We start from the raw sequence: 19827 nt of genomic DNA, 5'->3' as shown, positions 1-19827 counted from the left end.
CTGTGCTGTGCCTTTCGGTGGGTGGGGGTGGTTTACGCCTGGACGGCGGTCTTGGTGCGGAGGGTGGTGGCGCGCCGGGAGGCGGCGCGGCTGGAGGTGCGCAGCTGCGGCGTGGTGAAGCGCACGAGCCGGTCGCCGATCAGCTGCACCGCGGCGACGGTGGCGACCAGGATGACGATCGTCACGCCCATCACCGTGTTGTCGAAGCGCTGGTAGCCGTAGGTCACGGCGACGTAGCCGATGCCTCCGGCGCCGATCGTGCCCGCGATGGCCGAGTACTCGATCATCGCGATGGTGTTGATGGTGAGGCCGCCGATGATCGAGGGCACCGCCTCGTTCAGCTGCGCGATGCGGATGACCTGCAGGTTCGAGGCGCCGGATGCCTTGGCCACCCGGGCGTAGGAGGGCGGGATGCTCCGCAGCGAGTTCTCGACGATCCGGGTGAAGAACGCGATGCCCGCGATCGACATCGGCACGACGGCGGCCGGGATGCCGATGTTCGTGCCCGTCACGAAGCGGGTGAACGGGATGATCGCGGCCATCAGGATCAGGAACGGCAGCGATCGCCCGATGCTGATCACCCAGCTGAGCACGGTGTGCAGCGAGCGGTTCTCGAACAGGCCGCACGGCGCGAGATTGAAGATGATCGAGCCGAGCGGGATGCCCACGACCACGACGATGGCCATGGTGATGCCCACCATGATGAGCGTCTCGCCGAGGGCGGGGAACACCAGCGCCGGGATCTCGTTCAGCGGCACGGTCTGGTTGGCGAGAACGCCGAACCCCGCGAGCGCGCTCACGCGACCCGCTCCAGCTCGTCGGCCTCGTCACTCGCGCCCGCGCCTGCGTCCGCACCTGCGCTCGCACCTGCGCCGGCGCTCGCCCGCGCCGCTGCGAGCCCCAGTTCTTCGGCGGCGACGACGACCCGCTGCGGGTCGATCGCCGGCAGGCCCACGGTCGCGTGGCCGACGGTGGCGCCGTTGATCGTCTCGATCGAGGCGCCGAGAAGCGAGACGGGCACGCCGAGGCGATCGGAGAGCCGCGTGATCCAGTCGGTCGGTACCGCTTTCGCAGCGTAGGCGAGCTGCCAGGCGGTCTCCCCGGTCTCGGGCTCGGTGTGCGCCCGCCACGGGCGGAGTGCGCGGCCGAGATCGGAGGCCGGATCCTGGAGCAGGTCGACGATGCGGCCCGACTCGACGATGTGACCGTGGTCGAGGCGCGCGACCGAGTCGGCCACCTTCAGAACGGTGTCCATCTCGTGCGTGATGAACAGGATCGACAGGCCCAGGTCGTCGCGCAGCTCTTTCAGCAGCGACACGATCGCCTCGGTCGACTGCGGGTCCAGGCCCGAGGTGGCTTCGTCGGAGAGCAGCACGGAGGGCTTCAGGGCGAGCGCGCGGGCGATGCCGACGCGCTGGCGCTGGCCGCCGGAGAGCTGGTGCGGATAGTGGCCGGCCCGATCCGCCAGTCCGACCCGGTCGAGCAGCTCGGCGACGCGGCGCCTGGTCTCGGCGGCGGTGACGCCGAGGTACTGCAGCGGCAGAGCCACGTTCTGCGCGGCGGTACGGCGGGCGAACAGGCCGTCGGACTGGAAGATCGTGCCGATCCGGCGCCGGGCCACCTGGAGCTCGGCCTCGGAGAGATCGGAGAGAACCTCGCCGTTCACCACGACGGAGCCGGAGGTGGGGCGTTCCAGCAGGTTCACGCAGGCCGCGAGGGTGCTCTTGCCGGCACCGCTCGGCCCGACCACCGCGAAGATCTCGGCGGCGTCGACGCGGAAGTCGAGGTGGTCGAGCACCACGGTCGCGTCGGCACCGTGGCCGTAGACCTTGGTGAGCTGCTCGAGGGCGATCATGTCGTGATCGCCTCGCCGAGGGTGAAGCGGGCACCGTGGTGCTCCGCGGGCAGGCGGTCGCCGCGGCCGTGCAGCTTGTTGCGCAGGGTGCCGGGCGCGTAGCCCTCGGGGTAGGCGCCGCGGCGGCGCAGCTCGGGGATGATGAACTCCACCACGTCTTCGAAGGTGCCGGGCGTGATGGCGTAGGCCAGGTTGAAGCCGTCCACATCCGTCTCCTCGACCCAGGCCTGCAGGTCGTCCGCGATCTCGCTGGGCGATCCGACGATGAACGGACCGAGACCGCCGATCGCGCCCAGCTTGGCGATGTCGCGCACCTTCCACTCGCCGCCGTCGTCGTTCGCGGCCTGGAAGTTCGAGACCGCCGACTGGATGGCGTTGCTCTTCACGTTGCCGATCGGCTCGTCGAGGTCGTACTGCGAGAGGTCGACGCCCATCCAGCCCGACATGAACACCAGGGCGCCCTCCTCGCTGGCATAGCTGAGGTAGTCGGCGTGCTTGGCGTGGGCCTTCTCGGTGGTCTCGTCGGTGATGATCGTGATCAGCGTGTAGATCCTCGCCGAGTAGCGGTCGCGCCCGGCCTCTTCGAGGGCGTCGCGGATGTTCTTCACCACGCCCTTCAGCACCGTCTTGGTCGGTGCGGCCACGAAGATCGCCTCGGCGTTCCCGGCGGCGAAGGCGATGCCGCGCGGGCTGGCACCGGCCTGGTAGATCACCGGGGTGCGCTGCGGCGACGGCTCGGCGAGGTGGATGCCGGGCACCGTGTAGTGCTTGCCGTAGTGGCCGATCTCGTGCACCTTGGCCGGGTCGGTGAACACGCCCGACTCGCGGTCGCGGATGACGGCGTCGTCCTCCCACGAGCCCTCCCAGAGCTTGTAGAGCACCTCGAGGTACTCGTCCGCCACGTCGTAGCGCTCGTCGTGCTCGAGCTGGTCGTCGTGCCCCATGTTGCGGGCGGCGCTCGGCAGGTAGCCGGTCACGACGTTCCACCCCACGCGACCGCCGGTGAGGTGGTCGAGCGTCGACATCCGCCGGGCGAAGGGGTAGGGATGCTCGTAGGCGGTTCCCGCGGTCACGCCGAAGCCGAGGTTCTCGGTCACGGCGGCCATCGCCGAGATCAGCAGGATCGGGTCGTTCACGGGCACCTGGGCGCCGTGCCGGATGGCGGCCTCGTTCGAGCCGCCGTACACGTCGTAGGTGCCGAGCACGTCGGCGATGAAGATGCCGTCGAACGCGCCGCGCTCGAGCAGCTTGGCGAGGCTCGTCCAGTACGAGAGCTCTTTGTACCGCCATGACTGGTCGTCGGGGTGGCGCCACATGCCGGAGGACTGATGGGCGACGCAGTTCATGTCGAAGGCGTTGAATCGGATCTGCTTGGTCACGCCCGTCATGATTCCCGCTACCGGCTCAGCGGAACCCGCTTATGACGTAGTGCGACGTATATTCCCTCCGGAGACGTCGCTCACCCGGGAGCACCGCGGATGCGGCGGCCGAGTTCGCGGGCCGAGGTGGCGATCTCGTGGGCGATGGCGGGCCAGTGATCGACGGCGACCGCGTCGGCCGGGGAGGTCACCGCGATCGCGGCGGCGGGCCAGCCGGTGTGGTCGAGCACGGCGACCGAGACCGAGACGAGACCCTCCACCACGTCGCCGTCCTCCTCGGCGTAACCGCGGCGGCGCACGTTCTCGAGCAGGCGCTTCAGCGATCCGTAGTCCTGGGGGCCCGAGTGGGGGCCGACGTCGGTGCGGTGCGCGAAGGCGGTGCGGTCGGGGAACAGCGCCCGCAGCTGCTTCGGGGGAAGAGCCGCGAGCATCGCGCGGCCGCTCGCCGTGAGGTGGCTGGGCAGGCGCACGCCCACCTCGGTGACCAGCGCCGGGCGGTGCGGCGCGCGCTCGTCGACGAGGTAGAGCACGTCGCGGCCGTGCAGGATCGCGAGGTGGGCGCTCTCACCGATGCGGTCGACGAGGGCGGCCAGCAGGGGTGCGCCCAGGCGGGCCAGCGGGGTCTGGCGGGAGTAGCCCGAGCTCAGCTCGAAGGCCGAGACGCCGAGCCCGAAGCGGCGCGCCTCGGGGAGGTGGAGTACGAAGCCCTCCTCCTCGAGCACCGCGAGGATCTTGTAGGTGCTGGAGCGCGGGAGTCCCAGCGCGGTGGCGATCGTGGAGGCGGCGACCGGCCCGCGCTGCGCGGAGAGGAACCGCAGCACCTGCAGGGTGCGCCGCGCGGCGGGCACCTCGTCGGTGGAGGCCGGAACCGCGGCGGCGTGCGTCGTCGCATCGCTCGGTTCGTCGTCCATCTCACCCCTGCCATCCGTCTCGTATACGAGACAGTAACGCTCGGGCGGGCCGGTCCAGGCACACGCACGGGAGATTGCATGGGTGCATGCCTGAATCCACCTCTGAAATCACCACCGCCACCACCGCCGAACCCGAGCTCGCAGCGGTCGTCGTCGGCGAGGGGCCCGTCTCGGTCGACGAGGTCGTCGCGGTGGCCCGGGGCGGCGCCCGCATCACGATCGACCCTGCTGCTCTCGAGGAGGTCGCCCGCAGTCGCGCGGTGATCGACGCCCTGGCCGACGACCGCGCGCCGCACTACGGCGTCTCGACCGGGTTCGGCGCACTGGCGACCACGTTCATCGAACCCGAGCAGCGCATCCGGCTGCAGCAGAGCCTCGTTCGCTCGCACGCCGCCGGATCCGGGCCCGAGGTCGAGCGCGAGGTCGTGCGCGCACTGATGCTGCTGCGCATCTCGACGCTCGCGACCGGCCGCACCGGCATCCGCCCGTCGACCCTGCAGAGCTACGCCGCCCTGCTGAACGCCGGCATCACCCCGATCGTGCAGGAGTACGGCTCGCTCGGCTGCTCGGGCGACCTCTCGCCACTGGCCCAGTGCGCCCTCGCGCTGATGGGTGAGGGCCGGGTGCGGGATGCCGCGGGCGACGAGCTGCCTGCGGCATCGGCCCTCGAGGCGGCCGGCCTCGCCCCGGTGCTGCTGGCCGAGAAGGAGGGTCTTGCGCTCATCAACGGCACCGACGGCATGCTCGGCATGCTGTGCCTGGCCCTGCACGACCTCGACCTGCTGCTGCGAACCGCCGACGTGTCGGCCGCGATGTCGGTGGAGGCGCTACTGGGAACGGATGCCGCCTTCGCCGCCGATCTGGCCGCGCTCCGACCCCAGGAGGGGCAGGCGCAGAGCGCGGCCAACCTGCGCCGGCTGCTGGAGGGGTCGCCGATCGTGGCGAGCCACAAGGGGCCCGAGCACACGGTGGTTCAGGATGCGTACTCCCTGCGCTGCGCACCGCAGGTGCACGGTGCGGCCCGCGACACGGTGTCGCACGCGCGGACGATCGCCGGTCGCGAGCTGCGCTCGGCCGTCGACAACCCGGTGGTGCTGCCCGACGGGCGCGTCGAGTCGAACGGCAACTTCCACGGGGCCCCGGTCGGCTACGTGCTCGACTTCCTGGCGATCGCGACCGCCGATGTGGCGAGCATGGCGGAGCGCCGCACCGACCGGATGCTCGACCGGGCCCGCAACCACGGCCTGCCGGCGTTCCTCGCGCACGACGCCGGCGTCGACAGCGGACTGATGATCGCGCAGTACACCGCCGCCGGGATCGTGTCGAACCTGAAGCGGCTGGCGGTGCCGGCATCCGTCGACTCCATCCCCTCGTCGGCGATGCAGGAGGACCACGTGTCGATGGGCTGGCACGCCGCCCGCAAGCTGCGCTCGGCGATCGACGGGCTCGCGCGCGTGATCGCGATCGAGGCGATGACGGCGGGCCGGGCGCTCGACCTGCGAGCGCCACTGCGGCCTGCGCCGGCTACGGGAGCGGTGCTCGAGCGACTGCGCGCCGACGTGGCCGGACCGGGGCCCGACCGGCACCTCTCCCCCGAGATCGAGGCGAGCGTGGCGCTCGTGCAGAGCCGGGCGCTGGCGGGCGCTGCGGAGTCGCGGATCGGCGCACTCGACTGAGCCGAAGACGCTCGAGCGCCTCGCCGGTCACGGGCCCGGCGCCTCCGGGGCGAGGGAGACGACGAGCTTCGTCGAGGAGACGCCGTCGCGCAGCGCATCGAGCGCGCCCTGAACCGCGGGCAGGCCGCCCGGGATGACGCGCGGTTCGGGGTAAAGCCGGTGGGTGCCGGCGGCGAGCGCCTCGGGAAGGTACGAGCCCCACACGGCCGGTCCGACGGGCGAGGTCGCGATGGCGCTGCCCCAGATGAACGATGCTCGCACCCCGCTGACGAGACTGCGCAGCTGTAGGAGCGCCGAACGGATTCCGAGCCGCACGAACAGTCCGGTGCGTTCGACGGAGAACCCCGACCGGCGCGGCTGGTCGTAGAACGACACCGGCGGGCTCGCCATGGCCACCTTCTTCGCGCCGGTGGCGCGCGCGATCTTCACGCTCGGGACTCCCGAGCCGACCGCGAGGGCGAGGACACCGGCGACCGGCGCCCCGGCCACCGCTCGCACGACCTGATCGACGACATCGGGGGCGTGGTAGTCGAACACCGATTCTGCTCCCAGGCGACGCATCCGGTCGTGGTTCCGGGCCGAGGCCGTGGTGATCACGCGGTACCCGGCGGCGCGGGCGAGCTGGATGGCGTTGCCGCCGACGGATGTGGCGCCGCCCCAGATCACCACGATCTCGTCCCGTGGCTCGGCGTGCCCCAGCCGGCCGTGGTCCAAGCCGAGCTGCCGGGCCTCGAACAAGCCGGCGGCCGCCGTCGTGAGCGCGAGCGGCAGCACCGCGGCCGCCTCGAACGCCGTCCCGGGCGGCAGCGGCGAGGCCAGTGCAGCGTCGACCGCCACGTAGTTCTGGAAGCCGCTCTCCGTGACCGCGTCGCGCCCCTTCTCCAGACCGATCGCGTAGGCCACCACCCGGTCGCCCACGGCGAATCCCGCCACACCCGCTCCGGCCTCGACCACGATCCCCGCGACGTCTTCGCCGAGCACGACGGGGTAGGGCAGCCATCCGTACATCACCCGTCCGTTGGACTGGATGATCGCGTCCAGGGGGTTCACCGCCACCGCTCGGACCTCGATCACGAGTTGCGCCGGTTTCGCCGTCGGCATCGGCGCGTCCCGAACGGTCAGGTCCGCGTACGGCGCATCGATCCACGCTGCGCTGTTGTTCACCATGATGGCTCCGTCTCTCCACGTTATGACACGTCGTGTCGTCACTGTACACGTCACGGCACGACGTGTCATCATTGCTCCATGCCCAGATGGTCTCCTGATGCGGCGCTCCGTCTCGAGGCGGCGGCGCTGGACTCGTTCGAGGAGCACGGTTTCACCGACACCACCGTGCCGCAGATCGCGGCCAGGGCCGGCTTGACGACGCGCACGTTCTTCCGGCACTTCGCCGACAAGCGCGACTCGCTGTTCCTGCGCGACCGGGAGTTCCCGCAGACGGTGCGTGACTTCCTCCGGGCCGTGCCGGCGGAGAGCACTCCCGTGGCCACGGTGCAGCTGGGCCTGACCGCGGCGTGCCGCGGCCTCCAGGGCTGGCGCCGGCAGATCGCCCGGCGGCAGGCCATCATCCGCAGCGAGCCCGCCCTGCAGGAACGCGACCTCCTCCGGAGCCGCCACCTCGGTCTCGCCATCGAGGAATCCCTGGTCGACAGAGGTGTGGCTCAGCCACAGGCCCGCGCGCTGGCGGCCATTGCCGTCACCTGCTTCGATCTGGCGGTCGCGCGATGGCTGGACGATGCACCGGACACCGACCTCGAAAAGACCCTCCTGGCCGTCTGGGGTGAGGTCCGAGCGGTCATGGAGGAAGGGGCCGGCGGCGGCCGAGGGCGCTAAGAAGCCTTCGTGGCCTTCTTCGCCGGGGCCTTCGAGGCCGTCGACTTGGCGGCCGGAGCCTTCTTCGCCGCCGGCTTCCTGGCGGCGGGCTTCTTCGCCGGCGCGGACGGTTCCTTGACCTTGGAGGTCACCCCGCCCGCGTCGTCCTCGTCGTCATCCTTCTTCGACGCCTTCGACTTCGATGCCGAGGAGCCCGATCCCGACCCGCCGCCCTTGCTCTTGTCGACGGAGCGCCGCAGCGCCTCCATCAGGTCGAGCACCTCGCCGCCGCCCTCGCCCTCGCCGGGCTCGCGGCCGAAGGTCTCGTCGGTGTCGACGGTGTCGCCCTGCTCGAGCTTCGCCTCGATCAGGGTGCGCAACTGCTCCTGGTAGTCGTCGCTGAACTTCTCGGGGGCGAAGTCGGTGGCGAACTGGTCGACCAGCGAGAGCGCCATCTCGAGCTCCTGCGAGGAGACCCGCACCGGCTCGTCGAGGGCGGGGAAGGATGCCTCGCGCACCTCGTCGTCCCAGAGCAGCGCCTGCAGCACCAGCACGTCACCGCGCACGCGCAGCGCGCCGAGCCTCGTCTTCTGCCGGAGCGCGTAGTGCACGATCGCGGTGCGGTCGGTGGTCTCGAGCGTCTTGCGCAGCAGCGCGTAGGCCTTCGGCGACTTCGAGTCGGGTTCGAGGTAGTAGCTCTTGTCGAGCATGATCGGGTCGATCTGCTCGCTCGGCACGAACTCCACCACCTCGATCTCGCGACTGCGCTCCTCGGGCAGCGATGCCAGATCCTCCTTGCTCAGGATGACCGTCCGCTCGCCGTCGTCGTAGGCGCGCGCGATGTCCTGGTAGTCGACGATGTCGCCGTCGATCTCGCACCGGCGCTGGTAGCGGATGCGCCCGCCGTCTTTCTCGTGCACCTGGTGCAGGGAGATGTCGTGGTCCTCCGTGGCGCCGTAGACCTTCACGGGCACGTTGACGAGCCCGAAGGTGATCGCGCCTTTCCAGATGGATCGCATGCCCCATTCAACCGCGCGCGGAGCCGATTCGGGTAGAGGATGAGGGACATGGCTCCGAAGAGCGCCTCCTCGAGCGGCGAGCAGACCGTGACGGTCGGCGGGCATCGCCTGCGCATCTCGAACCTCGAGAAGGTGATCTACCCCGCCACCGGCACCACGAAGGCCGACATCCTGCGCTACTACGCCGAGATCGCGCCCTTCCTCATCCCGCACGCGCGCAACCGGCCGGCCACCCGCAAACGCTGGGTGCACGGGGTGGGTGACGACGGGCATCCGGGCGAGGTGTTCTTTCAGAAGAACCTCGGCGAGGGCACGCCGGAGTGGGTGCGGCGGGTGGAGATCCAGCACTCCGACCACGTGAACGTGTATCCGCTGGTCAACAACCAGGCCACGCTCGCCTGGCTGGCGCAGATCGCCGCGCTCGAGATCCACGTGCCGCAGTGGCGGGTGGATGCGCACGGCCGCCCCAAGAACCCCGACCGCTTCGTGATCGACCTCGACCCGGGCGAGGGCGCCGGGCTGCCCGAGTGCGTCGAGGTGGCGAGCGCGGCGCGCGAGATCCTCACCGGGATGGGTCTGGAGCCGGTGCCCGTCACGAGCGGGAGCAAGGGCATCCACCTGTACGCCGCGCTGGACGGCAGGCAGACCTCCGACGAGGTGTCCGCCGTGGCGCACGAGCTGGCCCGCATCCTCGAGGCCGATCATCCGGATCTCGTCGTCTCCGACATGAAGAAGACCTTGCGCACGGGCAAAGTGCTGGTCGACTGGAGCCAGAACAGCGCCAACAAGACCACCATCTGCCCGTACTCGCTGCGCGGGCGCACGCATCCGACGGTCGCGGTGCCGCGCACCTGGCGCGAGCTCTCGGCCAAGAACCTGCGGCAGCTCGAGCTCGACGAGGTGCTCGAGCGGATGCGCACGCGCGACGATCCGCTGGCCGTGAGTGCCGAGGCGCCCGGCTCGGTGGAGGTGCCGGGTGGCGAGTGGCACTCGAACCGCGGGCCGCACGACCAGCCCGACCGCAATCGCGAGCCCGTCGCATCCGGCGACCGCGAGCGCGACCGCCTCACCGTCTACCGCTCCAAGCGGGATCGGGCGAAGACCCCCGAGCCGGTCCCGGATGCCACTCCCCCGTCGACCGACGGACGCTCCTTCGTCATCCAGGAGCACCACGCCTCGAGCCTGCACTGGGACTTCCGGCTCGAGCACGACGGCGTGCTCGTCTCCTGGGCGCTCCCGAAGGGCTTCCCGGTCGACACCGGCAAGAACCACCTCGCCGTGCAGACCGAAGACCACCCCATGGAGTACGGCACCTTCGAAGGACATATTCCCAAAGGCGAATACGGAGCCGGCGCGGTGACGATCTGGGACTTCGGCAGCTACCAGCTCGAGAAGTGGCGCGACGGCGAGGAGATCATCGCGACGCTGCACGGGCAGCAGTCGGGCGGCCTGGGCGAGGATCGGCGCTTCGCGCTCATCCACACCGGTGGCGAGAACGGCACGGGCGCGAACCAGTGGCTGATCCACCTGATGAAGGATCAGGTGCCGGTCGACTGGTCGGCCGAACCGGGTTCGCCGGGCGGGCCGCCGCTGAAGAAGGCGAAGGCGCGCGCCTCGAAGGCGCCGGGCTCGGGGTCGACGCAGTCCGCCGAGCCCGCGAGCCCTTCCACCCGCGTGCCCAAGGCGATGCTCGCCACGCTCTCCGAGGCCGACACCCTGCCGGATCAGGAGGACTGGGCCTTCGAGATGAAGTGGGACGGCATCCGCGCGCTCGTGCGCGCCACCTCCGGCACCGTGACCCTCTTCACCCGCAACGGCAACGACGTGACCGCGGGCTACCCGGAGCTGGTGTCGGCGTTGGAGGAGGCATCCGAGGGCCGGGAGATGGTGCTCGACAGCGAGATCGTGGCGCTGGATGCGCGCGGCCGGCCGAGCTTCGGCCGACTGCAGCAGCGGATGGGCCTCACCCGCCCGCGCGACGTCGAGGCGGCGCAGCGCCAGGTGAAGGTCGACCTGATGGTGTTCGACGTGCTCGAGCTCGACGGGGCGTCGCTGGAGAAGTCGTCGTACGACGACCGGCGCACACTTCTCGACGAGCTGCTGCCGGCCTCCCGCGGCCCGCTGCACGTTCCGCCCGCCTTCGAGGGCGATCTCGCGCACGCGGTGCGGGCGAGCCGCGAGCTGGGTCTGGAGGGCGTGATGGCCAAACGCCGATCGAGCGGCTACGCGCCGGGCCGTCGCACCGGATCCTGGCTGAAGATCAAGCACCACCTCACGCAGGAGGTGGTGATCGGCGGCTGGCGCCCCGGCAAGGGCGCCCGCGCGCGGCAGATCGGCTCGCTGCTGATGGGGGTTCCGGATGCCGACGGCCGGCTCGTCTACGTCGGCCGCGTCGGCACCGGCTTCAGCGACCGCGAGCTCGACGCCATCACGACCCGCCTCGCCGCCCTCGAGCGCAAGACGAACCCGCTCGAGGACGTGCCCGCCGCCGATGCCCGCGACGCCCGCTGGGTCACCCCGAAGCTCGTCGCCGAGGTCGAGTTCGCCGAGTGGACCGGCCCCGGCCGCCTCCGTCAGCCCTCCTGGCGGGGCTGGCGCCCCGACAAGTCCCCCGCCGAGGTCACCCGCGAGGGGTGACGGCGTCGGCGGCATCCCGTATTATGTTGAGATGTCCTCAACTAATCGAATGGGTGCGGGATTGGCGGCGGCGCTCGTTGCTGCTGTCGCGATTTCGCCCTTCGCGGTGCAGAGCGCGTCGGCCTCCACCTTCGTCACTGCAACGATCCGGATCACGTCATCGACCCGACCAGATCCAGCTCCGGTCGACGTCGCGGTCGATGCGTCGACACGTCAGGCCTTTGTCGCGAGTACGTTCGACGGCACCGTCTCGGTCATCGACACCGAGGCGAACCGAGTCACCGAGGTGATTCCGAACGGGCCGACGAGTATCGGAGCCGGGCCATCCGGCGTGGCTCTCGACCCGGTTCATCATCAGGTCTTCGTCTCCAACTACAACTCCGATACCGTCTCCGTCATCGACACCACGACCAACGAGGTAACGAAGGTCATCCCACACGACAATGCGACGAGCATCGGATCGGGACCCGATGGGATCGGTGTCGATCCCGATCGCCACCGCGCGTATGTGGCGAACGTCAAAGCCGGTACGGTCTCGGTGATCGACACCGACACCAACACCGTCAAAGCCGTGCTTCCTCACGATTCCGCCCACGGCATCGGAAAGTTCCCACTCAACGTCGCAGTTGACACCGACTTGCACCGGGTGTTCGTCACCAACCTCGACGACGACACCGTCTCGGTGATCGACGCCCTCAGCGATACGGTCATGACCGTCATCCCACATGACAGCTCGACCGGCATCGGTAAGGCGCCACGCCGGATCGCGATCGACAGCGTCGCGCACCGCGCCTTCGTCACAAACGAGGGTGACAGCACAGTGTCCGTCATCGACACCAGCCGCAACTCCGTGATCGCGGTCATTCCGCACGACAGCACGAACGGCATCGGGGACAATCCTGACGGCGTCGCGGTCGACGTGATCGGTCACCAGGCTTACATCGGCACCGAACGGCTGATCACCGCGATCGACACCCTCACGCTCTCGGTGACTCGCGTCATCCGTAAATCGGATGTCGACTACGGCAGCGGACTGCAAGGCATCGCGATGGACGCCGACCACCGTCAGGCCTTCGTCACCGGCTCGAATTCGAACACGATCGCGGTGATCGATCTCGACAGCACCGCGCCACTGGTCCGCCGGGGCGGAGCGGATCGCTTCGAAGTCTCGGCCCGAAACTCTGCTGCCGAATTCGCCCCAGACGTACCGGTCGCGTATATCGCGTCCGGTACCGCTTTCGCCGATGCGCTATCCGGATCAGCGGCAGCGGGATCGCGCGGCGCGCCCGTTCTACTGACTGCCTCAGACAGCATCCCCACCGTCGTCGGAGCCGAACTTGCGCGACTCAAGCCGAAACGCATCATCATCCTCGGCGGCACCACATCCGTCAGCAGTTCCGTCCAGCGCGCCCTAGCCGGTTACGCACCGACAGTCGACAGGCTCGGCGGCGCCGACCGATATGCCGTCGCGGCCGCTGTATCTCGGGATAACTTCTCACCCGGCATTCCGGTGGCCTACCTCGCCTCCGGCACCGTGTTCCCCGACGCGCTGTCCGGATCCGCGGTCGCAGCCAACAACGGCGGCCCTGTGCTGCTCACGACGAAAGACGCGATCCCGCCGGCCACCGTCGACGAACTGGCCCGACTCAGACCCAATCACATCGTCATCCTCGGCGGCACGAACACCGTTTCGGCCGCGGTCGAGAGCCAGCTGAAGGCATCGATGCCCACCACCCGCGTCGGGGGCGCCGACCGATTCGAGGTGTCGGCCAACGCGTCGGCGAGCAACTTCACAGGCGGTGTGAACGTCGCATACGTGGCGTCCGGTCAGGTTTTCGCTGACGCGCTGTCCGGTTCGCCCGCCGCGGCAGCCAACGGAGCGCCGGTGCTGCTGGTCGCGGCCGACGCCATCCCCGCATCCGTGGCGAACGAGCTCGACCGACTTAATCCGGTGCAGATCGTCGTGCTCGGCGGACCGAACTCCGTCAGCGACGGTGTCTACGAACAACTGCGCGGCTTCCTCCGGTGAGGCCGCGCCGAGTGCGCCTGCGCAACCGACATTGGCGCCGTGGGCGAGATTGCCAGGGTGCGGGCGCGCGGAAGGCTCGGGCGGGCAGATGAGGCGGGGCGCAGGCTGCACATCCGTGCGGATGGGGTGCGACTGCCTGGCCTGCGGGCGCGGGCGGTGGTAGCTTCGCGACAAGAGCCGCGGCTCCCAGCGACGACCGGCCGGACAATCGAGGAGGATCTCATGACCGTGAAGAAGGAGCGCGACGAGCGCGACGGTGAGTACACCGACAAGGACGACGCAGACGTAAAGGGCCCCGAGCCCGAAGCGGGCGAGTACACCGACAGCGAGATCCCCGGAGAGTAACCGGCGAAGACCGCGCAACGATCGCCGCACGGCGTGCCGACAGGCACTCGTGCGGCGCTTTTCGTGCGGTCGACGACCCCGTCTTGTCAAGCGGGAATAAAACGGACCCCGGTCAACTTGACAGTGGGTTGCCGCAGAGTAGTGTTCTCACTCGTGGTCAATGAACCCCGCTCGGCGAAACGTTGGTTGATCGGTGATCCGCTGCCGAGCGACAAGCTCGAAGGGCAGCTGCTCCCGAAGCGTTTGGCGCTCCCTATTTTCGCCAGCGACCCGCTCTCCTCCGTGGCCTACGCGCCGCAGGAGCTGCTGATGATCCTGCTGATCGGCGGGCTCGCCTTCCTGAGCTTCGCGCCCTGGGTCGCGGCGGCGGTCGTGCTGCTGCTGGTGGTCGTCGTGGCCAGCTACCGGCAACTCGTCAAGGCCTACCCGTCGGGCGGTGGCGACTACGAGGTCGCCCACAAGAACCTGGGCGAGAAGGCCGGCCTGGTGGTCGCATCCGCTCTGCTGGTCGACTACGTGCTCACGGTCGCGGTGTCGGTGGCCTCCGGGGTCGACAACATCATCTCGGCGCTGCCGGGTCTGAACCCGTACCGGGTGGAGATCGCGGTCGGCTTCGTGATCATCCTGATGGCCGTGAACCTGCGCGGCGTGGCGGAGTCGAGCAAGGCCTTCGCCATCCCGACGTACCTCTTCGTCGCCAGCGTGGCCGTGATGATCGTCACCGGCCTCGTGCGCACCGTGCTCGGCGACGCGCCCGTGGCCGAGTCGGCCGGGTTCGACGTGAAGGCCGAGCAGCTCACCCAGGCGGCGATGATCCTGCTGCTGTTGCGCGCCTTCTCGAGCGGATGCTCCGCCCTCACCGGCGTCGAGGCGATCTCGAACGGCGTGCCCGCGTTCCGCACCCCCAAGGTGCAGAACGCCCAGCGCACCCTCGTGCTGATGGGCTCGATCGCCATCTGCCTCTTCGCCGGACTCACCGCCCTCGCGCTGATCTCGAACGTGCACTACGCCGAAGACGCCTGTCACCTCGTGGGCTTCACCGACTGCGCCACCACGCCGCAGCGCAGCCTGATGGCCCAGGTGGCGGCGGCCACCTTCGGCAACAACTCGATCCTGTTCTTCGTCATCCAGGCGGCCACGGCGGCCGTGCTGCTGCTGGCCGCGAACACCGCGTTCAACGGATTCCCGCTGCTCGGATCAGTGCTCGCGAAGGACTCCTACGCCCCCAAGGCGCTGCTCACCCGCGGCGACCGTCTGGTGTTCTCCAACGGCATGATCGTGCTGGCGCTGTTCGCCACCGCCATCCTCGTGGTCTACCAGGCCAATCTCACGCAGCTCATCCAGCTGTACATCATCGGCGTGTTCGTCTCGTTCACCCTCGGCCAGAGCGGCATGGTGAAGCACTGGCTCCGGATGCTGCGCGAGGGCTGCTCGGACCGCGGCGCCGTCATCCGGGGCCTGGCCATCAACCTGCTGGGTGCCGTGTTCACGGCCGTGGTGCTCATCGTGGTGACGATCACCAAGTTCACGCACGGCGCGTGGCTGGTGTTCGCGATCATGCCGATCCTGTTCATCCTGATGATGGGCGTGAACCGGTATTACCGCGACGTGAACAAAGAGGTCGAGGTCGACCCGCACACCACCTTCGGGGCATCCGGCGACCACGCCATCGTGCTCGTGGGGCGGATGCAGAAGCCGGTGCTCAAAGCCCTCGACTACGCCATCGCCGCCCGCCACGACTCGATCGAGGCGGTGCACCTCTCCATCGACGACGAGCAGACCTCCAGGCTCGAGGCCGACTGGCAGGAGATGAACATCGAGGTGCCGCTGAACATCATCGAGTCGCCGTACCGCGACGTGGCGGTGCCGCTGGCGAAGTACATCATGAAGCACCAGGCCGAGCACGGCTCCGAGGTCGTCACCGTCTACACGCCGATCTACATCGTGGGGCACTGGTGGGAGACGATCCTGCACAACCACAAGGCCCGGCGCATCCGCAAGAAGCTGATGCTGGTGCACGGCGTCACGATCGCGCTGGTGCCGTGGCTGCTGGATTCCTCCGAGCTGCTGTACGGCCGGCGCTCGCGCCCGCTGCCCGGTCAGGAGCGCCGCGGCGAACCGACGCGGCCGGTTCCGCGTCGCCCGCACGCCGAGCCGGTGAGCACGCACAAGCGCAGCCGCAACTGACCGCGGCGATGCGTCTGTGACGGAACGCGACGATGAACGGATGCGCACCCCTCGGGCAGCGGGTCGTGTGATGCCTGCGTGCTAAACTGACCCAAGTTTTCGTAGTTATTCGTCTCATCCGGGCGGCGTGATCCCCCGGCCCGAATCGTGAGGGGGTCTCGCATGGGGCGTGGCCGTCAAAAAGCCAAGCACACGAAGGTCGCTCGCGAACTGAAATACTTCAGTCCCGACACGAACTATTCGGCGCTTGAGCGTGAGCTCACGAGCAGCAACTCGGACGAGCCCGACTACTCGAAGTGGATCGATGACGACGACGACACCGACGAGGCCCTCGAGCCGACCGACGAGCAGAAGCGCGCCTAAGCGGCTGCGTGCGAGGGCCTGACCGCCTCACGACGGTGCAGGCCTTCTGGAATCAGGCCTTTTCGTCGTGCGCGGCGGGCGGTGACACGGGTTCGGCGGTGAACTCGATCTCCGGTGCCGGTTCGGCCCGGGCGTCGGTGCTCGGCTTCGCGCCCGCCTGGGCCGGGATCTCGTGCTCCTCGACCCGATCCGCGTCGACGGTGCGCGCGCGGCGGCGGCTGGCGCGGTCGATCGCGATGGCCACGAGTGCGCCGAGCGCCACGGCGATCGCCACGATGAACAGCCCGGTGAAGCCGAGCACCTGCAGGCGACTGAAGTCTTCCTGCTCGGGGAACGAGAACGTCAGCGCGATCGACACCAGCACGCCCACGGCGGCGCCGACGGCCATGAAGCGGAAGTAGCGCGGCGCGCGCCGCACGGACACGGTCGCGCGGCTCTCGCTGCTCGTGCGGGCCGGCTCGGGTTGATCACTCACCCCCCCATTGTCGCGCATCCCCCTGAACACCGGATGCGCATCTGCGCACCGGACGCGCATCTGTGCAGGTGATCGACGACCTCGTCGGGGCGGCCACCTCGTCGGGGCGGGCTGCGGGGTAGCGTGGGGGGATGGGTAAGGCGCGGATCGGGGATGCAGTGGGGCGGGCGGCCGTGGCCGACGCGGCGGGTGACTTCGAGGGGGCCGGGCGGGAGACTCGGGCGACCGCGGTGCGGTGGCTGCTGCAGATGCTGGCGGATGCTGCGGAGGGGAACTCCGTGGAGGTGCGGGTTCCGCCGTTCGGGGCCGTGCAGTGCATCGAGGGGCCAGGCCACACGCGCGGGACGCCGCCGAACGTGGTGGAGATGGACGCGGCCACCTGGATCGCCCTCGCCACCGGAGCCCTGTCATGGGACGAGGGCATCGCCACCGCCCGCATCCGTGCCTCCGGCCAGCGGGCCGACCTCTCCTCTCAGGTCCCGCTGGCTCTCTGAGGCAGCACGGCGCCACCCGCCACGACCACGCCCGAAATCTCATAAGCGACCGAGGCCCACGTCTCAAGCCGCACTCACCGATCCACCGTTAGCGTATGGCCGAGACCCAAAGTCTCAGGCCGTACTCGACGACCCAAGGCGAGCGTGTGGCCGAGACCCACAGTCTCAGGCCGTACTCGACGACCCAGGGTGGGGGTGTGGCCGAACGGCCCGACCGCAGGCCGGGTCGTTCGACCGCGCCCCCACATCTCGCCCTGCGCCGGGCAGGGACCGGCGCAGAGGCGGCACGCCGAGCGAAGCCCGGCGCGCCGCCTAAACTAGCAACGTGAAAATCCTGGTCCTCGGTTCGGGCGCGCGCGAGCATGCCATCATCACGGCGTTGCGGCGGGAGGGTGATGCGCACGAGATCGTGGCGGCGCCCGGCAACGCCGGGATCGCGGCCGACGTGCCCACCGTGCCGCTGGATGCCGACGACCCGCACGCGGTCGCCGAGTACGCGCTGAGCGAGAACGTCCAGTTCGTCGTGATCGGCCCCGAGGCACCCCTGGTGGCCGGAGTGGCCGACGCCCTGCGCACCCGCGGCATCCCCGTGTTCGGGCCCGGCCGGCAGGCCGCCGCCCTCGAGGGCAGCAAGTCGTTCGCCAAGCGCATCATGGAGGCCGCCGGCGTGCCGACCGGCCGGGCCGCGAACGCCTCCACGCTCGCCGAGGCCGAGGCCACCCTCGCCGAGTACGGCGCCCCCTACGTGGTGAAGGCCGATGGGCTGGCCGCCGGCAAGGGCGTGCTGGTCACCGCCGATCTCGCCGAGGCCACCGCGCACGCCGCGCACTGGCTGCAGCACGGCGAGGTGCTGATCGAGGAGTTCCTCGACGGCGAGGAGGTCTCCCTGTTCCTGCTGAGCGACGGCCACTCGGTCGCTCCGCTCTCCCCCGCCCAGGACTACAAGCGCCTCGCCGACGGCGACGAGGGCCCGAACACCGGCGGCATGGGCGCCTACTCCCCTCTCCCCTGGCTCGACGAGCGCTTCGGCAGCGAGAAGGCCTTCGTCGACGAGGTGATCGACACCATCGCCCTGCCGACCGTGCGCCAGCTCGCCGCCGAGGGAACGCCCTTCATCGGCCTGCTCTACTGCGGCCTGATCCTGACGGAGAAGGGCATCCGCGTGATCGAGTTCAACGCCCGCTTCGGCGACCCGGAGACCCAGGTGGTGCTGCCGCGCCTCGAGACTCCGCTGAGCGGCCTGCTGCTGGCGGCCGCCAACGGAACCCTGGGCGAGCATCCGCGACCCGTGTTCAGCGACCAGGTGGGCGTCACCGTGGTGCTGGCCAGCGAGAACTACCCCGGCTCCCCCGTCACCGGCCGCGTCATCACCGGTCTCGAGAACACCGCCGGCCTCGAGGGTGTGAGCGTGATGCACGCGGCGACGGATCGCGACGGTGACGTCATCCGCGCCACCGGCGGCCGTGTGCTGAGCGTCGTCGCCACGGCCGGCGACTTCGCCACCGCCCGCGACCGTGTGTACGGCGCGCTGGCCGGCATCCACCTCGAGAATTCGCAGCACCGCACCGACATCGCCGCCCGCGTGGCGGGGGTTGCGGATGCCGCGGGCGCAGCATCCGGAACCGACGGAGCCTCCTCGTGAGCGCCGTCGCCCCGCAGCCCGGGCTGACCGTGCCCGGCTGGCGTCACGTCTACAGCGGCAAGGTGCGCGACCTGTACGTGCCCGAGGAGACCGCTCAGGCTGCCCGCCCCGCCGCCCTGCTCGTGGTGGCGAGCGACCGCGTGAGCGCCTTCGACCACGTGCTGGAACCCGGGATCCCGGGCAAGGGCGAGCTGCTCAGCACCCTCAGCCGCTGGTGGTTCCAGCAGCTCGGCGAGGTGCCGAACCATCTCGTGTCGCCCGCCGAGGCCGAGGCGCTCGGGCTTCCCGCCGTTCCGGCCGGGATCGCGGGCCGCTCGATGGTGGTGCGCTCCCTTACGATGTTCCCGATCGAGTGCGTGGTGCGCGGCTACCTCTCCGGCAGCGGTTGGAAGGAGTACCAGGCCACGCAGAGCGTCTGCGGCGTTCCGCTGCCCGCCGGCCTCGCCGACGGCGACCGCCTGCCCGAGCCCATCTACACACCCGCCTACAAGGCGCCGCTCGGCGAGCACGACGAGAACATCAGCTTCGAGAAGACCGTCGAGCTGATCGGGGCCGAGGATGCCGAGAGCCTGCGCACCCTGTCGCTGGCGGTGTACGGGCGCGCCGCGCAGATCGCCGAGAACCGCGGCGTCATCCTCGCCGACACCAAGTTGGAGTTCGGCCGCGACTCCGAGAGCGGCGAGATCGTGCTCGCCGACGAGGTGCTGACGAGCGATTCGAGCCGGTACTGGGACGCCGCCGCCTACGACTCGGGCGATCGCACTGCGAGCTTCGACAAGCAGATCGTGCGCAACTGGCTGGCCGCCAACTGGGACCAGGTGGGCGTGCCGCCCACGCTCCCGCACGAGATCGTGGAGCAGACCGTTCTGCGCTACCGCGAGCTGCTCGAGCGGGTGACCGGCAGCCCGGCTCCCGGGCGGTAGCGCGATCGGGTAGACTGGAGGTCTGATCGACCCCGTCTGGTCGGGGAGGCCGGTCCGTCCGGTCCGAGGCTTGAAACCTC

Annotated in this window: 17 protein-coding genes; 10 read left to right on the top strand and 7 right to left on the bottom strand. The window is 69.9% G+C overall.

Features of this window, described 5'->3' with window-relative positions:
• Positions 1–32: 32 nt before the first annotated feature.
• The 4 genes from ACN4JJ_RS00810 to ACN4JJ_RS00795 form a co-directional block, all read right to left on the bottom strand.
• On the bottom strand, positions 33–800 hold the full coding sequence (locus ACN4JJ_RS00810; RefSeq protein WP_440708005.1) for a methionine ABC transporter permease: 768 nt from the start codon (positions 798–800) through the stop codon (positions 33–35).
• Complete coding sequence (locus ACN4JJ_RS00805; RefSeq protein ID WP_440708004.1) at positions 797–1855, bottom strand: methionine ABC transporter ATP-binding protein; 1059 nt, start codon at positions 1853–1855, stop codon at positions 797–799. Before ACN4JJ_RS00805 ends, ACN4JJ_RS00810 begins: the two co-directional genes overlap by 4 nt.
• Positions 1852–3234 carry an LLM class flavin-dependent oxidoreductase gene (locus ACN4JJ_RS00800; protein WP_440708003.1) on the bottom strand — a complete coding sequence of 461 codons (1383 nt, stop codon included), beginning with the start codon at positions 3232–3234 and terminating at the stop codon, positions 1852–1854. The genes ACN4JJ_RS00805 and ACN4JJ_RS00800 overlap by 4 nt, the downstream gene beginning before the upstream one ends.
• Positions 3235–3314: 80 nt before the next feature.
• Positions 3315–4145 (bottom strand): IclR family transcriptional regulator, encoded by an 831-nt coding sequence (locus ACN4JJ_RS00795; protein ID WP_440708002.1) that lies wholly within the window; start codon positions 4143–4145, stop codon positions 3315–3317.
• 86 nt (positions 4146–4231) lie between these two features.
• Here ACN4JJ_RS00795 and hutH point away from each other — a divergent pair, with 86 nt between their 5' ends.
• On the top strand, positions 4232–5821 hold the full coding sequence (gene hutH / locus ACN4JJ_RS00790; RefSeq protein WP_440708001.1) for a histidine ammonia-lyase: 1590 nt from the start codon (positions 4232–4234) through the stop codon (positions 5819–5821).
• 27 nt (positions 5822–5848) lie between these two features.
• Here hutH and ACN4JJ_RS00785 read toward each other — a convergent pair whose 3' ends face one another.
• Positions 5849–6988 carry a zinc-binding alcohol dehydrogenase family protein gene (locus tag ACN4JJ_RS00785; protein WP_440708000.1) on the bottom strand — a complete coding sequence of 380 codons (1140 nt, stop codon included), beginning with the start codon at positions 6986–6988 and terminating at the stop codon, positions 5849–5851.
• A gap of 78 nt (positions 6989–7066) precedes the next feature.
• Between ACN4JJ_RS00785 and ACN4JJ_RS00780 the strand changes: the two genes are divergently transcribed.
• Complete coding sequence (locus tag ACN4JJ_RS00780; protein WP_440707999.1) at positions 7067–7654, top strand: TetR/AcrR family transcriptional regulator; 588 nt, start codon at positions 7067–7069, stop codon at positions 7652–7654.
• Here the strand turns inward: ACN4JJ_RS00780 and ku are convergent.
• Positions 7651–8652, bottom strand: coding sequence for a non-homologous end joining protein Ku (ku, locus tag ACN4JJ_RS00775; RefSeq protein WP_440707998.1), 1002 nt, complete (start codon positions 8650–8652; stop codon positions 7651–7653). The two genes, ACN4JJ_RS00780 and ku, sit on opposite strands and share 4 nt — an antisense overlap.
• 48 nt (positions 8653–8700) lie before the next feature.
• Between ku and ACN4JJ_RS00770 the strand changes: the two genes are divergently transcribed.
• The 5 genes from ACN4JJ_RS00770 to ACN4JJ_RS00750 all read left to right on the top strand — a co-directional run bounded on the left by ACN4JJ_RS00770 (position 8701) and on the right by ACN4JJ_RS00750 (position 16213).
• A complete protein-coding gene (locus ACN4JJ_RS00770; RefSeq protein WP_440707997.1) occupies positions 8701–11289 on the top strand; it encodes an ATP-dependent DNA ligase in 2589 nt (862 codons plus the stop codon).
• A 49-nt stretch (positions 11290–11338) separates the two neighbouring features.
• Complete coding sequence (locus ACN4JJ_RS00765; protein ID WP_440707996.1) at positions 11339–13318, top strand: cell wall-binding repeat-containing protein; 1980 nt, start codon at positions 11339–11341, stop codon at positions 13316–13318.
• A 222-nt stretch (positions 13319–13540) separates the two neighbouring features.
• Positions 13541–13663, top strand: coding sequence for a hypothetical protein (locus tag ACN4JJ_RS00760; protein WP_440707995.1), 123 nt, complete (start codon positions 13541–13543; stop codon positions 13661–13663).
• Between the two features lie 153 nt (positions 13664–13816).
• Entirely contained in the window at positions 13817–15850 is a 2034-nt protein-coding gene (locus ACN4JJ_RS00755) for an APC family permease (protein WP_440707994.1), read from the top strand.
• Positions 15851–16012: 162 nt separating this feature from the next.
• Positions 16013–16213, top strand: coding sequence for a DUF3073 domain-containing protein (locus ACN4JJ_RS00750; RefSeq protein WP_440707993.1), 201 nt, complete (start codon positions 16013–16015; stop codon positions 16211–16213).
• A gap of 52 nt (positions 16214–16265) precedes the next feature.
• Here the strand turns inward: ACN4JJ_RS00750 and ACN4JJ_RS00745 are convergent, their stop codons facing one another.
• The gene (locus ACN4JJ_RS00745) at positions 16266–16688 is read right to left on the bottom strand and encodes a hypothetical protein (RefSeq protein ID WP_440707992.1); all 423 of its coding nucleotides are present in this window, start codon (positions 16686–16688) and stop codon (positions 16266–16268) included.
• A gap of 131 nt (positions 16689–16819) precedes the next feature.
• Between ACN4JJ_RS00745 and ACN4JJ_RS00740 the strand changes: the two genes are divergently transcribed.
• The 3 genes from ACN4JJ_RS00740 to ACN4JJ_RS00730 all read left to right on the top strand — a co-directional run bounded on the left by ACN4JJ_RS00740 (position 16820) and on the right by ACN4JJ_RS00730 (position 19747).
• The gene (locus ACN4JJ_RS00740) at positions 16820–17182 is read left to right on the top strand and encodes a sterol carrier family protein (protein WP_440707991.1); all 363 of its coding nucleotides are present in this window, start codon (positions 16820–16822) and stop codon (positions 17180–17182) included.
• 325 nt (positions 17183–17507) lie between these two features.
• Positions 17508–18824 (top strand): phosphoribosylamine--glycine ligase, encoded by a 1317-nt coding sequence (purD, locus tag ACN4JJ_RS00735; RefSeq protein WP_440707990.1) that lies wholly within the window; start codon positions 17508–17510, stop codon positions 18822–18824.
• The gene (locus ACN4JJ_RS00730; RefSeq protein ID WP_440707989.1) at positions 18821–19747 is read left to right on the top strand and encodes a phosphoribosylaminoimidazolesuccinocarboxamide synthase; all 927 of its coding nucleotides are present in this window, start codon (positions 18821–18823) and stop codon (positions 19745–19747) included. The genes purD and ACN4JJ_RS00730 overlap by 4 nt, the downstream gene beginning before the upstream one ends.
• Positions 19748–19827 lie beyond the last annotated feature (80 nt).

It is taken from the genome of Herbiconiux dendrobii (assembly GCF_052048175.1).
GTDB lineage: Bacteria > Actinomycetota > Actinomycetes > Actinomycetales > Microbacteriaceae > Herbiconiux.
This window is presented reverse-complemented; position numbering and strand designations above follow the sequence as displayed.